The organism is Rhodococcus sp. NPDC059968 (genome assembly GCF_042738615.1).
GTDB lineage: Bacteria > Actinomycetota > Actinomycetes > Mycobacteriales > Mycobacteriaceae > Rhodococcus_F.
In genome coordinates this window covers 17692-31041 of record NZ_JBHWUE010000105.1, presented here as the reverse complement: position 1 = coordinate 31041, position 13350 = coordinate 17692, and the positions used below count along the sequence as shown (strand labels likewise).

15 protein-coding genes are annotated in these 13350 nt (G+C 60.1%); 13 read left to right on the top strand and 2 right to left on the bottom strand.

Annotated features, from left to right (window positions below; genetic code table 11):
* The 7 genes from ACFWAY_RS44575 to trxA form a co-directional block, all read left to right on the top strand.
* Window positions 1-104 (top strand): hypothetical protein (locus ACFWAY_RS44575; protein ID WP_378515046.1); only part of this gene is annotated, 104 nt, incomplete at its 5' end.
* A 284-nt stretch (window positions 105-388) separates the two neighbouring features.
* Window positions 389-982: a carboxymuconolactone decarboxylase family protein gene (locus tag ACFWAY_RS44570; protein ID WP_378515043.1), complete on the top strand. Its 594-nt coding sequence runs from the start codon at window positions 389-391 to the stop codon at window positions 980-982.
* 318 nt (window positions 983-1300) lie between these two features.
* On the top strand, window positions 1301-2131 hold the full coding sequence (locus ACFWAY_RS44565) for an LLM class F420-dependent oxidoreductase (protein ID WP_378515041.1): 831 nt from the start codon (window positions 1301-1303) through the stop codon (window positions 2129-2131).
* A 125-nt stretch (window positions 2132-2256) separates the two neighbouring features.
* The gene (locus ACFWAY_RS44560) at window positions 2257-2655 is read left to right on the top strand and encodes a nuclear transport factor 2 family protein (protein ID WP_378515039.1); all 399 of its coding nucleotides are present in this window, start codon (window positions 2257-2259) and stop codon (window positions 2653-2655) included.
* Window positions 2656-2672: 17 nt separating this feature from the next.
* The gene (locus ACFWAY_RS44555) at window positions 2673-3506 is read left to right on the top strand and encodes a mycofactocin-coupled SDR family oxidoreductase (protein WP_378515038.1); all 834 of its coding nucleotides are present in this window, start codon (window positions 2673-2675) and stop codon (window positions 3504-3506) included.
* Between the two features lie 75 nt (window positions 3507-3581).
* Window positions 3582-4601, top strand: coding sequence for a thioredoxin-disulfide reductase (gene trxB / locus ACFWAY_RS44550; protein WP_378515036.1), 1020 nt, complete (start codon window positions 3582-3584; stop codon window positions 4599-4601).
* A 55-nt stretch (window positions 4602-4656) separates the two neighbouring features.
* Entirely contained in the window at window positions 4657-4980 is a 324-nt protein-coding gene (gene trxA / locus ACFWAY_RS44545) for a thioredoxin (RefSeq protein ID WP_378515034.1), read from the top strand.
* A gap of 143 nt (window positions 4981-5123) precedes the next feature.
* On the opposite strand, the gene ACFWAY_RS44540 is transcribed toward trxA, so the two are convergent.
* Together ACFWAY_RS44540 and ACFWAY_RS44535 are read right to left on the bottom strand one after the other, a co-directional pair.
* Complete coding sequence (locus ACFWAY_RS44540; RefSeq protein ID WP_378515033.1) at window positions 5124-5972, bottom strand: mycofactocin-coupled SDR family oxidoreductase; 849 nt, start codon at window positions 5970-5972, stop codon at window positions 5124-5126.
* An 80-nt stretch (window positions 5973-6052) separates the two neighbouring features.
* On the bottom strand, window positions 6053-6901 hold the full coding sequence (locus ACFWAY_RS44535) for a mycofactocin-coupled SDR family oxidoreductase (protein ID WP_378515032.1): 849 nt from the start codon (window positions 6899-6901) through the stop codon (window positions 6053-6055).
* Between the two features lie 424 nt (window positions 6902-7325).
* On the opposite strand from ACFWAY_RS44535, the gene ACFWAY_RS44530 reads away from it, so the two are divergent.
* From ACFWAY_RS44530 to ACFWAY_RS44505, 6 genes are all read left to right on the top strand, one after another.
* Window positions 7326-8306 carry an AAA family ATPase gene (locus ACFWAY_RS44530; protein WP_378515031.1) on the top strand — a complete coding sequence of 327 codons (981 nt, stop codon included), beginning with the start codon at window positions 7326-7328 and terminating at the stop codon, window positions 8304-8306.
* A 123-nt stretch (window positions 8307-8429) separates the two neighbouring features.
* Entirely contained in the window at window positions 8430-9302 is an 873-nt protein-coding gene (locus ACFWAY_RS44525) for a VWA domain-containing protein (protein ID WP_378515029.1), read from the top strand.
* A gap of 84 nt (window positions 9303-9386) precedes the next feature.
* Window positions 9387-10217, top strand: coding sequence for an N-acyl homoserine lactonase family protein (locus ACFWAY_RS44520; protein WP_378515028.1), 831 nt, complete (start codon window positions 9387-9389; stop codon window positions 10215-10217).
* A gap of 270 nt (window positions 10218-10487) precedes the next feature.
* Window positions 10488-10661, top strand: coding sequence for a hypothetical protein (locus ACFWAY_RS44515; protein ID WP_378515027.1), 174 nt, complete (start codon window positions 10488-10490; stop codon window positions 10659-10661).
* The gene (locus tag ACFWAY_RS44510; protein WP_378515026.1) at window positions 10651-11823 is read left to right on the top strand and encodes a zinc-binding dehydrogenase; all 1173 of its coding nucleotides are present in this window, start codon (window positions 10651-10653) and stop codon (window positions 11821-11823) included. Before ACFWAY_RS44515 ends, ACFWAY_RS44510 begins: the two co-directional genes overlap by 11 nt.
* The gene (locus ACFWAY_RS44505) at window positions 11756-13303 is read left to right on the top strand and encodes an NAD-dependent succinate-semialdehyde dehydrogenase (RefSeq protein WP_378515024.1); all 1548 of its coding nucleotides are present in this window, start codon (window positions 11756-11758) and stop codon (window positions 13301-13303) included. Before ACFWAY_RS44510 ends, ACFWAY_RS44505 begins: the two co-directional genes overlap by 68 nt.
* Window positions 13304-13350: the final 47 nt, after the last annotated feature.

Genomic DNA, 13350 nt, shown 5'->3' with positions numbered 1-13350 from the left:
CCGGCATCGACAACCCACTGTTCTTCGCCGACACCACCTCCATGCTGTTCGGGGACGCGAAGAAGTCGGTCGCCGAGGTCACCGAGGAACTCAAAGCCCTCTGACCATGCACGCCCGCTAGTCGTCGATCGTGATCAACGCGATCGACGGGCCTATCCATTCCGTTGGTCTGGTGGGCAGTCCCTGCTCGCGGGCACTTGTCGGACCGCGCGTCGACTGCGAATGCATTCCTGGTCGTGCATCCTGCGCACGGTGATTCATTGTTGCGCAGTGATATTGGAGGACCAAGTGTCCGGAACTGACACAACGCAATCGGCCCGAAAGAGGGCACAATTCTGAATACCGGTCCAGGAAAATGTATCGGACATCGGCTGTCTAAGGAGTAGTAATGGCTCGTATCGCACCGGCGCCCCCAGAGGTCTACGTACCCCTCATGGGCGAAGATGTACCGCTCGTCATGCGGGTTCATGCACGTCGTCCAGAGCGTGCCGTCGCGCTCGTGAGTTTCTTCGGTGCATGGATGGCGGAGACAGTGACCCTCCCGCCTCGATTGGTCGAAATGGTTCGGCTACGAATCGCTTTCTACAACCAGTGCCGCAGCTGTATGGCGATGCGCTACGAAAGTGCACTCGCAGACGGCCTTGACGAAGACCTCGTGTGCTCATTGGAGAAGCCCGAGGAGGCGGAGAACCTTTCGCCCGCGGAACGTGCCGCGCTCCGCTTCGCCGAGTTGATGGCAACCAATCACCTCGCCATCGACGATGCCTTCTATGACGATCTTCGTCTGCACTTCAGTGAAGAAGAGATCGTGGAACTCGGTCAGATCGCAGCATTCTGTGTTGGATTCGGCAGACTGGATGCGACGTGGGACCTCCGAGACGATCTTCCCGACCACTTCAAGGACCAGGGTCCGGCAAGTGGCGGCGTCGTCGCGACCCCCTGGGGCGGAACGGAATGGGTGAAGGTCGGCGCAATGGGCTGACCTCCACTCCAAGCGACACCGGTAGTCGAGGTCGCTGAGAATCGAGTGTCAGCATGTTTGGGCGAGGGGGCGGAGTCAACTGATTCGGCCCCCTCGCTCGTTCCCACCACTGACGTCAGTAGCTACACCATCGGAATACATCGCTGAGCGCTCGAGCACCGAACCAGGCAGCACTATCTCGGACCGCGCATTCCTTCGCATGTGCCTCGACCCACATTCCCGCTGTCACAGATCGTGTCGCTGTTCCGTCGCTCCCAATACAGGGCCCGCTAAGTGTCGAGTGCCTACCGAATCAACGTCCAACAGGAAGAATTGATCATGAAACTCGGAATCGGCGCCTTCGTCTCCGACGATGGCATCCGACCAGCCGTGCTCGCAAAGGCAGTCGAAGAGCGCGGATTCGAATCGCTACTGGTGCCGGAGCATTCGCACATTCCCGTGCACGGGAAGACCCCCTTCCCCTACGGCGGTGCCATACCGACTTACTACTCGCACCTACTCGACCCCTTTGTCGTATTGGCGACTGCTGCTGCTGTCACGAAGAGTCTCGTGCTCGGCACCGGGATCACGTTAGTCATCCAACGGGATGTCATCCAGTTGGCCAAAGAGATCGCATCTGTCGATCTTGTGTCCGGGGGAAGGTTCATCCTCGGAGTTGCAGCAGGTTGGCATCGTGAACAGATGAGCAATCATGGCGTCGACCCGCGTACGCGCGGATCACTCATGAGTGAGCAACTCGGCGCGCTAAAGGAAATATGGACCAACGACGAAGCCGAGTTCCATGGCAAATTCGTCGATTTCGACCCGATCTGGGCGTGGCCAAAGCCAGTTCAGACGCCGCACCCCCCGATATATGTTGGCGGACAGAGTGCCAGCACGTTCCGGAGGATCAAAGAACTGGGAAACGGCTGGATCGCGACCGCCGCCGGCGACCTGGTCGGCGCGCAGGAACAGATCGATCTGGCGGCCCAGCATATTCCAGGCCTTCCGGTCACCGTCTTCGGCGCAGACTACAACGACATGGCAATTCTCAAGACATACCGCGACGCCAACATTGAGCGCGTTGCGCTCATGTTGGAACCGGCATCGGAGTCCGAGTCACTCTCGACGCTCGACCGAATGGCCGCCCTGATCGATCAGATCCGATAAGACGGACACTGTTGCATTGTGGGACAACATGATCGACGAACGAGTCCGTAGCCTTCGCAAATGAAGAAGCTGGTGATCGGGATATCGATCACCATCGTCGTAACAACATAGACAAGGACACCATCATGAGTGACAGCGAAAAGAAAGTAGTGCAAGCCTTCGTCGAGGCATTCTCCCGCGGTGACATCGACACGGCGCTCACGCATCTGGCGGATGACGGCGTCATCGACGAAGCCGAAGGCATGAACCACTCGGGTCTGTACAAAGGTGGACCGAAGGGATTTTCCAAGCTTCTGGTCCTCATGACCGCAGAGATGGATGCCGCGGTTGACTCGTGTGACTACCTCGACGCTGAGGGAGTGATTGTCACGAAAATGGCTCTGACCTTCACGTCGAAGAAGACCGGGCGGAAGTTCCCGACGAGAGTCACGGAACTGTACACCGTAAAGAACGGACGGATCACTTCACTGGATTCGTACTACAAAGACCCAGCCGGTGTGGCCGCGCTGCAAGCCGAGAAATAGTAGCAAGGGACTTCTCGATGTCAGGAAAACTAGAAGGACGCGTAGCATTCGTCACCGGTGCGGCACGCGGTCAGGGGCGCTCCCATGCATTGAGGTTGGCGCGGGAAGGCGCGGACATCATCGCTGTCGATGTGTGCTCGCAGATCCCCACAATTGAGTACGAGATGTCCACTCCCGCGGATCTGAAGGAGACAGTGCGGCAGATCGAGGAGTTGGACCGCCGGGTTGTTGCGACCGTAGCGGACGTTCGCGAGTTCGCCCAGCTCGACACCGCCATCGGGCAGGGGGTGGCCGAGCTGGGCCGACTCGACATTGTGTGCGCCAACGCTGGCATCGTCAGTCTCAGCCCTGTCCAGGATCTCACTGCACAAATGTGGGATGAGACGATCGGAACCTGTCTGACCGGTGTCTTCAACACGATCAAGGCGGCGGTACCGCATATCATCGCCGGTGGGCGAGGCGGCTCGATTGTGGCAACCAGCTCCGCCGTCGCGCTGCGTCCTGTGCCGGGTGCCTGTCACTACGTTGCCGCTAAGCACGGTGTTGTCGGAATCGTCAAGGCTCTTGCGATCGAGTTGGCTCAATACAACATTCGTGTCAATGCGATACACCCGACGAATTGCGATACCGACATGATTCAGAATCCGGCCTTACGCAAGGCGTTTGTTCCGAACAGCGAGAATCCGACGCGGGAGGAAAGTGAGCCCGTGTACCAGAGTCTGAACGCATTGCCCATCCCGTGGGTTCAGCCGATCGACATTTCCAACGCTATCGCCTTCCTCGCATCGGACGAGGGGCGCTACATCACCGGAATTCAGCTTCCCGTCGACGCCGGATTCCAGCTGGTTTAGAAGCTTTCGTTCCACAACGTACCAAATCCGCTCGATATCGACGCGTAGCAGTCACTCAATACCGGAGGTTTCCGCATGACCACAGTAGGGCGAACGAGCTACGCAGCAGAGAGCGGGGCCGCTCGGATCCGGGACATCATCATCATCGGATCCGGGCCGGCCGGATACACCGCCGCAGTCTATGCCGGGCGCGCCGAGTTGGAACCCCTCCTCTTCGAGGGAACCCAGTTTGGTGGGGCATTGATGACAACCACGGAGGTGGAGAACTTTCCAGGATTTCGAGCCGGAATCTCAGGACCCGAATTGATGGATGAGATGCGCGAGCAGTCACGCCGCTTCGGCACAGACCTCCGAGCCGAAGACGTCGAGTCGGTCGATCTCTCAGGTGCCATCAAGAAGGTCACCGCCAACGGTACGACCTACACTGCCCGCGCGGTCGTGCTTGCAATGGGCGCGGCGGCGCGATATCTCGATGTTCCCGGGGAACAGCGACTCCTCGGACGGGGTGTGAGCTCGTGTGCGACGTGCGACGGAGCCTTCTTCAAGGAACAAGATATCGTGGTGGTCGGTGGCGGCGACTCCGCGATGGAGGAAGCAACCTTCTTGACGAGGTTTGCCCGCAGCGTCACGATCATTCACCGTCGGACGGAGTTCAGTGCGTCCCGTATCATGCTCGAGCGCGCACGAACCCATGACCAGATCCGGTTCATCACTGACTCTGAGGTCGTCGAGGTACTCGGGGAGACCTCGGTGTCGGGGATACGGCTGCGCAACACTGTCACAGGCTCAGTGACACGAGTAGAGGCTACGGGAATGTTCGTGGCGGTGGGCCACGACCCACGAAGTGAGCTGGTACAAGATCAGGTTGACGTCGACGCGCAAGGCTATGTACGGGTGCGTGGTGGGTCCACATCGACCTCGGTCGAAGGAGTCTTCGCCGCCGGAGACCTGGTCGATCATCACTACCGACAGGCGATCACTGCGGCCGGCACGGGATGCTCGGCTGCAATCGACGCTGAGCGATGGCTCGCCGAGCGCGCCGACGTTGCTCCACTGAGCGCGAAAGCGATCGAACGAACTGTACTAATTCCATGATCCGCCGAATCCCGCGCGAGCGAGGGAAACTGAACCATCAAAGGAGAAGAACGAGATGGCACACACGATCAATGTGACCGATGATTCTTTCGGTCTCGACGTGATATCGAGCGAGAAGCCCGTGCTGGTTGACTTCTGGGCGACCTGGTGCGGCCCATGTAAGAAGGTCGCACCTGTTCTGGAGGAGCTTGCCGACGAGTATGGCGACAAGATCACCGTCGCCAAGCTTGACATTGACCAAAACCCGCGCACTACAGAGGATTACAATGTGAAGTCTATTCCCACGATGATCCTGTTCGTGGCCGGTGAACCCGCAAAACTGATCGTCGGAGCGAAGGCGAAGGCCACAATGCTTCGTGAGCTCGAAGACGTTCTGTGAGTCGCGAGCACTTTCGGGAACATTCTCGTCTCCCTGTCTTTCTTGGTGGGAATTGAGCGCACGTTCGATCCGAAGCGCAGGTTTGCAGGTCGACCCAGCTACGGTCGGTGGCCGCCTCGAAGCGGTCACCGACCGAGTTTGTGCTATCCGGGTGTTCCGTTGTACCCCGGAAGGATGAGGTGTCCTGCGTCGATCGGGAGGGCGACGCCGGTGATATCTGCGGCATCATCGGAGACCAAGAACAGCACTCCGTTGCTTTGCGACTGTGGATCCAGAAGTCGTCGATCCTTGAGGCCGGTCCAGTTCTTACTCGAATCCCAGAGGTCCTGGCCGGTCGCACCTGGGAAGATCAACCTGTCGTACAAGCCCTGCCAATTTGCGATCCGTGTGTTGGTGGCTCCTGGGCAGATGGCATTGCATCGGATGCCGTAGCCGCCGAGTTCGAGGGCGACGTTCTTCATGAGCATCAGCACTCCGGCCTTGGAAACATTGTAATGCGTATAGCCGGGGCCGGTCTCAATGGCGTTGATGGATCCCGTCATGCAAATGGCGCCGCGGCCCCGCTCGATCATGTGCGGAGTGACAGCCTTGGTCACGCGCCACATTCCACTGAGATTGATGTCGAGAACGTCGGTCCAGCGCTCTTCGCTCATCTCCCAGAACGGGTCGATGCTCAGTACTCCGTGATTGGCGACGAGGATGTCGATCTGGCCGAACTCGGCAAGGCCGGCGGCGACCGCGCTGTCCAGAGATTCCTGCGAGCGGGCGTCAGCCTCCACTGCGAGGATTCTGCGGTCGAGTTCTTCGACTCCCTTGACGGTCTGTGCCAGGTCTTCGCTGCTCGACATCTCGTATTCGACCGATTCGATCGTGCCGGGAACGTCGACCGCAATAATGCTGGCGCCCTCCCTGGCCAGGGTCAGGGCATGCGACCGCCCCTGTCCGCGGCCGGCTCCAGTAATGAGTGCGACTTTCCCATCGAGCTTTCCCATGCTGATACAGCTCCTACTCGGTTTGTTCGGAATCGATCATGTGAGGCCGAAGGACGTTTACGGCCGCCGGCCCGTTTGTGCTATCCGGGTGTTCCGTTGTACCCCGGAAGGATGAGGTGTCCTGCGTCGATCGGGAGGGCGACGCCGGTGATATCTGCGGCATCATCGGAGACCAAGAACAGCACTCCGTTGCTTTGCGACTGTGGATCCAGAAGTCGTCGGTCCTTGAGGCCGGTCCAGTTCTTACTCGAGTCCCAGAGGTCCTGGCCGGTCGCACCTGGGAAGATCAACCTGTCGTACAAGCCCTGCCAGTGATTGATTCGCGTGTCGGTGGCTCCTGGGCAGATGGCATTGCATCGGATGCCGTAGCCGCCGAGTTCGAGGGCGACGTTCTTCATGAGCATCAGCACCCCGGCCTTCGATGCGGTGTAGTGGGCGTAGCCAGAGCCCGGCTCAATCCCGTTCATAGATCCCGTCATGCAGATGGAGCCACGGCCCCGCTCGATCATGTGCGGAGTGACAGCCTTCGTCACGCGCCACATTCCACTGAGATTGATGTCGAGAACGTCGGTCCATCGCTCTTCGCTCATCTCCCAGAACGAATCGAAGCTCAGTACTCCGTGATTGGCGACGAGGATGTCGATCTGGCCGAACTCGGCAAGGCCGGCGGCGACCGCGCTGTCCAGAGATTCCTGCGAGCGGGCGTCAGCCTCCACGGCGAGGATTCTGCGGTCGAGTTCTTCGACTCCCTTGACGGTCTGTGCGAGGTCTTCGCTGCTCGACATCTCGTATTCGACCGATTCGATCGTGCCGGGAACGTCGACCGCAATAATGCTGGCGCCCTCCCTGGCCAGGGTCAGGGCATGCGACCGCCCCTGTCCGCGACCGGCTCCAGTAATGAGCGCGACTTTCCCATCGAGCTTTCCCATGCTGACACAGCTCCTACTCGGTTCGTTCGGAATCGATCATGAGGGCAACGGACGTATGCCAGGGCCGAGGGTGTAAGCCCTACTCCGAGGTTCGGTTCCCGGCGAGGTCCGTTGTGTTGCTGCGGGTTGGATCGAGTTTCGAATTTATTCCCGATTCTCCGGCAGAAGATGTCCCAGAATCGGACGTCGCGGCAATAGGTCCATAGCGACGTCTCCAGGCTTGGCTGTCGGGTAGTTGTTGCGCACCAACTAATTGGGTGATGTTGCATTGTCGCAAATTGGGACACGCAGTCACGGCCGTCCCAGCGCAACATGGGACGGCATCCGGGGACCCGGGGCCAGAACGCATCGTCCAACCGCAAAGGGGCACTACATTGTTCAAACATGGTCGACAATCTCAAGACGCAACAGATATGAGCGCGGTATGACCGGCGTCGTCGATCGATCATCCGAAGTGGCGAGCCCACAGGCCCAGGGCCATGGGCCGATTGAGGAGATCCGCCGACGCGTCGCCACTCATCTCGTTGGCCGCCAACGGGAACTTGACCTACTTCTCGCGGCCGTTGCTGCAGGTCGGGACGTGGTGATCGAAGGGCCCCCCGGAACGAGCAAGAGCACCTTGCTGGGCGCCATTACCCAAGAGTGGGGTATCCCGCTGCTCTTCGTCGAGGGCAACGCAGACCTGACGCCGGCCCGAATCGTCGGCCACCACAACCCGGCTCAGGTCCTACGTGAGGACTACCACGAAGACAACTTCGTGCCAGGACCCTTGATTGCAGCCATGAAGTCCGGCGGCTTCCTATATGTCGAGGAGTTCAACCGAGCACCGGAAGATACGCTGAACACATTGCTGACTGCGATGGCCGAGCGCCGCATCACCATTCCGCGTGTCGGCACCGTCGAGGCCCTACCCACCTTCCGGGTGGTGGCATCGATGAATCCCTACGACAACGTCGGCACAACGCGCCTGTCTACCAGTGTCCACGATCGCCTGTGCCGACTCGCGATTGGCTACCAGGATGCCGAAGCCGAACGCGGGATCGTGCGATTGCGCACCCTCCTCGACTCCGAACGTCTCATCTCGGACGCCGTTGCGCTCACACGTGCAACACGCGTGCACGAAGCCATTACCCAGGGCAGCAGCGTGCGTGGCGCAATCGACACGGCACTTGTTGCGCATCAGTTAGCGGCACTGCGGCAAGTGAGCATTCCGAGCTCCTCCGACATCACTCCACCACGGAACCTCCCAGAGGATTATATCTCCGTGGTGCTGGAGGCGATCTTAGTTTCATTGTCGGGCCGGGTCCATGTGGACGAGACTGCCGATTCAACACCGGAACAAGTCCTTCGGACGATCTGGGAAGACCACTTCTTGCTGGAACCGGCGGCCGCAGCGCCGGGTTGAAGAGTCATCGACGCAGATTCCCCGGTCGAGCGCCGCAGCCCGTCCCACGAACATGGAAAATTCGAGCCGCTACGCCGCAAACCGAAACAACTAACCAACGATCCGAGCCTGTTCCGTCCTGCTATGGGTAGTCATGCAGGCGTGGCGCTCGTCGGAGGGCCACGGCTACATGGGCGGCAGGGACTCCCTGGGAGCCTTCCATCCGAGCCTGGATTCACCGACGAAGCGGGTGAGAGAATCATGTTGCGCGACTGCGCCGATGACCTCTCGGCTGATCGGGCGACCAGACAACTGGCCAGACAGATCGCAGCCCGCCTTGCCCTGCGCCGACCTCGGCGCGACAAACGAAACCGCCGCGTCGCTGGTGAGCTGACGAGTGTCCGATATCGCGGCGGTTCCGACGAGATCGATATCGATCGCACACTCGAGGTGCTGGCCGCAAATCCGGTCATTGAAGAAGACGACATTGTGGTGCGGGAACGCCTGTACACAAAACGCTCAGTAGTCCTCATCGTCGACATCTCGGGATCGATGAAGGGAGAACGCGTCCGGACAGCGGCCGCGACTGTCGGCGCTCTCACTGGCGAGTTGGTTCGAGACAGTCTCGCGGTGGTCGCATTCTGGTCGGACGCAGCGGTTCTGGTGGGATTCGGAGAACCAATCACGCCCTTGGGGGTACTTGATACCTTGCTGAGGGTGCCGGCCAGAGGGCTGACCAATGTCGCCTTCGCGCTCGAGACGGCGTCGGGGTTACTGCGCAACGTACCAGCAGCGGATTCGAGGGTGGTATTGCTCTCGGATTGCGTGCACAACGCCGGACCGGATCCTCGTTACGCCGCATCACGGCTTCCGCGACTCGATGTTCTGCTCGATGCTTCCGGCGAGAACGATAAAGGTCTCGCCCGCGATATGGCAAAGGTCGGGCGAGGTCGAATCCGTTCTGTAAGGAGCCACATCGACGTGGCGCCCGCGCTGAGCGCTCTATTCGATCACTAGTTCGCGGCTCGGCGAATGCGTGCAGCACTTGGCGCCTCGGGTGTCCGAAAGTGGGACGCGGCAACAACAGGATTGCCCACCACGATGGGAGGAACCGAAGTCGATGTAACCGAAAAGGATGCAGCTATGTCATTGGGATTTGCGCGGAAGATGTGGGCACTGGACAGCCCCACGATCACGGTTGATGCGAGCACTCTCATGTACGGGTTGAGCGGGATGGTGAAGATCCCCATGCCGGCATTTCTGATCGAACACGCCAAGGGACTGATTCTGTTCGACACTGGCATTTCCCCCGAGGCCATCGAGGATCCAGCGAGTGTTTACGGAAAAGACCTTGCGGATGCTATTGGCCTCGAAGGGACCGCCGATCAGCGAATCGATCGGCAGATCGAGGCACTCGGCTACAAGGTTTCCGACGTCACCCACGTCATCTCTTCCCACATGCACTTCGACCACTCTGGTGGACACCACCTGTTTCCGCAGGCCATCTTCTACGTTGGTCAAGGCGAGTTGGCGTTTGCCCATCATCCTGACCCGATTGGGGCCTTTGCCTTTCTGCCGGATCAGCTCGCGCGACTGAAGGGATTCGATTGGCGGGAGGTGCCCGGTGTCGATCTGGACCTGTTCGGTGACGGAAGTGTCGTCATCCTGTTCATGCCAGGCCACACACCGGGCGAACAGAGCCTTAAGGTTCGCCTTGCCTCGCGGACCTTCATTCTGACCGGTGACGCGGTCCACCTGCGTGAGGCACTCGAGAAGGAGTACCACTTTCCGATCGACTCCGACACCAAGTCAGCCTTGCAGACCCTCCGCCGGATCAAGCGAATCCGCGAGACCGAGGACGCCACCGTGTGGATCACCCACGACGTGGACGACTGGGCAGAGTACAAGCACGCACCGGGGTATTACGAGTGACATCGATCGCGGTGCGACGAACCGAACGGTGGTGAACCGATGGCTATTCTGGTCGACTACAAATGCTCATCGTGTCAGGGCGTGGACACACATTGGACGGCCAGCCCTCCACCTGCGTCATTCGAATGTTCGGCCTGCGGAGGACGTTCTGCTCGGCGCTGGGCCGCCATCGGGCTGAGCGGCAAGGTTGCCGAACCGGCACCGACGAGGTCTGGGCGACCTTCAGTGCCGCTGTGCAGCAAATACCCGCAGGTACCGGGACTGTGTCACATGTCCGAAAGTGCGGGCAAGGTGTGGCTGGCCAAGTACATGAAGGACAACAGGTCACTCGATCGTGAATTGGCCCAGCAGGAAGCGCGGGCGAAGGAGAAGGCACCTTCGATCGATGACGCCGTAACCCATCACCACTATTCACACAGCTCCACGACGGTGCGTGAGAGCTGACCGGACGGTCACCGTCACTGGCCATGGCTTTGAGCAAGCTCGGACCGAATCTCGAAACGAGGAACTCTTTATGCAGGGACGTGTCGTCGCATTGACGGGGCCGGGAAAGTTGGAGATCCAAACCTATGAACTCGCTCCTCCCCCGGAAGGGGGCGCCAACCTTCGCGTTCGTCGTGCGCAGGTCTGCGGCTCGGACGTACACATGTATCACTTCCGAAATCCGAACTTCCGCAATGTAGTTCTGGGCCACGAGTTCGTCGGTGAAATAGTGACTCTGGGTCCACGCCTCGAGGTCGATTCTGCGGGTAGTCCAGTGACGATCGGAGATCGAGTCGTTGTGGTCTACTTTCAAACGTGCGGTAGATGCATCGCCTGCGGGCGAGGCGAACCGAATTTGTGCGTCAACTCGATCGAACTGATGCGGCGCCCGCCCACCGCCACACCACATTTCCACGGCGCTTTCGCCAGTCACTATCGTCTGTCGCCGGGGCAGAGCTTCTACAAGGTTCCCGACGAAGTGTCGGACGCGGAGGTCGCAGGGGCCAATTGCGGATTGGCCCAGATGCTCTTCAGCCTGGATGGAGTTGGGCTCAATCGGGCACGAACCGTTGTCGTACAGGGCGCTGGGGGATTGGGGTTGTATGCCACAGCGATAGCCCACCACTCCGGCGCACGCGTCGTGGTGGTCGAGAAGGAACCAGTTCGAATCGCGGCGGCCCGGGCGTTCGGAGCCTCGGAGGTCATCGACATGTCCACATACGCGACGGCAGAGCAGAGGCGAGTTCGGTTACTGGAACTCACCCACGGGCACGGTGCCGACCTGGTTGTCGAGGTGACAGGTCATCCCGAAGCCTTCCAGGAAGCGGTCGGTTTCGCACGAACCGGTGGGAGCATCGCCGCGGTGGGAAACCTCAATGCTGGTGACGGTTTTGAGGTGAAGATCTCGCCCGCAGTGTTCACTCGCAAGAATTTGCGCGTCCACGGGTACCTGCGGTACGACCCCTGGTACTTGAAGAAAGCGGTCGATTTCATTTCGGATACGCGGGAGCAGTACCCGTTCGAATCGCTGAGCGATCGTGTCTACGGCCTCGAGGATGTCCACGCCGCCATCGCCGGAAGCGAATCCCGGCAAGTGGCTCGGCCGGCAATCATACCTTCCTGAAACAGCAGATTGGACAGTAAAACCCATGAGTGACAGGACATACGGCAGCTATCTGGCCGGTGAGATGCAAGATGGTGCTTCGAGATCTACTTTCGCAGTCTTCAACCCCGCTTCCGGACAGATCGTGGCCAACGTTGCGACGGCGACGGCTGACGACGTCCGCGACGCGATCGACGCCGCCGCGGCAGCTGCGCCGCAGTGGGCGCGTACGCCGGCGCACGAGCGATCACGGATCATTCGCGCCGCCGCAGCCATCATGACAGCGCGAATCGACGAACTTGCCCGGCTGTTGACCGAGGAGCAAGGGAAACCGCTCGATCAGGCGAAGGGTGAAATTACCTACGGCGTCGAGTTTCTCGAGTGGTTCGCGGAGGAAGGTCGCCGAGTGCACGGGATGACCATCCCGCCGACGACGAACTCAAAGCGGATCGTCGTAACGAAACAACCCATCGGGATAACTGCGGCCATAACGCCGTGGAACTTTCCGTCGGCTCAGTTGTTGCGCAAGCTTGGCGCTGCGTTGGCCGCGGGATGCACAATGGTAGCCAAGCCCGCGGAGGCAACCCCACTGTCCGCTCTGGAGATAGCTCGATGCTTCGAGGAAGCTGGGCTACCACGCGGAGTCCTGTCGGTGCTCTGCGCCGCCGACCCACAGGAGTTCGCCGACGTCGTCATGAACGACTCACGAGTGCGAGCGATCTCTTTCACAGGGTCGACCGAAGTGGGCAAGATCCTGATGCGTTCCTCGGCCGATACTATGAAGAGGGTATCGCTTGAACTGGGCGGCCATGCTCCACTCATAGTGTTCGACGATGCGGACCTAGAGGCTGCCGTGGCCGGGACGATGGCTTCCAAGTTCCGCAACATGGGGCAGGTGTGCGTATCCGTCAACCGCATCTTCGTGCACGAGGCGGTCGCCGCCGACTTCACGGAACGACTGAGACGCGCCATGTCGGACCTGCCGGTCGGCAATGGGCTCGCCGACGGTATCAAGGTCGGTCCTCTGATTGGGCCCGAAGCCATCGAGAAGGTCGAGCGGCACGTCTCCGATGCGCTCGACAAGGGAGCAAAGTTGCTGCTTGGCGGATCGGTCGCGACTGGCGATGCCCTTCACACCAAAAACTACTTCGAACCGACGTTGCTGGTCGACGTCGACGAGTCGATGCTCGTCACCCGGGAGGAGACCTTCGGGCCGGTAGCGCCGATTCTCACCTTCACCGACGAAGGCGACGTCATCGAGCGCGCTAACCGAACCCCGTTCGGGTTGACGGCGTACTGCTTCACCCGTGATCTCAATCGTGCGATTCGAATGGGGGAGGCGCTGGATTACGGCACCGTGGGCATCAACGACGCCTCCATCTCGGCCGTTCAAGCGCCGTTCGGGGGGATCAAGGAGAGCGGATTGGGGCGCGAGGGCGGGTCGATGGGGATCGACGAATTTCTCGATGTGAAGTACCTCTCGATCGGAAACCTCAGTTGATGAACAAGACTGGCACCGTACTGATTCAGGGTTGTGCCTATCCCGAC

Bases quoted from the DNA above. Each gene is read 5' to 3' on its own strand.
- ACFWAY_RS44570 (WP_378515043.1), top strand. From the start codon at position 389: ATGGCTCGTATCGCACCGGCGCCCCCAGAGGTCTACGTACCCCTCATG.
- ACFWAY_RS44565 (WP_378515041.1), top strand. From the start codon at position 1,301: ATGAAACTCGGAATCGGCGCCTTCGTCTCCGACGATGGCATCCGACCA.
- ACFWAY_RS44560 (WP_378515039.1), top strand. From the start codon at position 2,257: ATGAGTGACAGCGAAAAGAAAGTAGTGCAAGCCTTCGTCGAGGCATTC.
- ACFWAY_RS44555 (WP_378515038.1), top strand. From the start codon at position 2,673: ATGTCAGGAAAACTAGAAGGACGCGTAGCATTCGTCACCGGTGCGGCA.
- trxB (WP_378515036.1), top strand. From the start codon at position 3,582: ATGACCACAGTAGGGCGAACGAGCTACGCAGCAGAGAGCGGGGCCGCT.
- trxA (WP_378515034.1), top strand. From the start codon at position 4,657: ATGGCACACACGATCAATGTGACCGATGATTCTTTCGGTCTCGACGTG.
- ACFWAY_RS44540 (WP_378515033.1), bottom strand. From the start codon at position 5,972: ATGGGAAAGCTCGATGGGAAAGTCGCACTCATTACTGGAGCCGGCCGC.
- ACFWAY_RS44535 (WP_378515032.1), bottom strand. From the start codon at position 6,901: ATGGGAAAGCTCGATGGGAAAGTCGCGCTCATTACTGGAGCCGGTCGC.
- ACFWAY_RS44530 (WP_378515031.1), top strand. From the start codon at position 7,326: ATGACCGGCGTCGTCGATCGATCATCCGAAGTGGCGAGCCCACAGGCC.
- ACFWAY_RS44525 (WP_378515029.1), top strand. From the start codon at position 8,430: ATGGGTAGTCATGCAGGCGTGGCGCTCGTCGGAGGGCCACGGCTACAT.
- ACFWAY_RS44520 (WP_378515028.1), top strand. From the start codon at position 9,387: ATGGGAGGAACCGAAGTCGATGTAACCGAAAAGGATGCAGCTATGTCA.
- ACFWAY_RS44515 (WP_378515027.1), top strand. From the start codon at position 10,488: ATGTCCGAAAGTGCGGGCAAGGTGTGGCTGGCCAAGTACATGAAGGAC.
- ACFWAY_RS44505 (WP_378515024.1), top strand. From the start codon at position 11,756: ATGTCCACGCCGCCATCGCCGGAAGCGAATCCCGGCAAGTGGCTCGGC.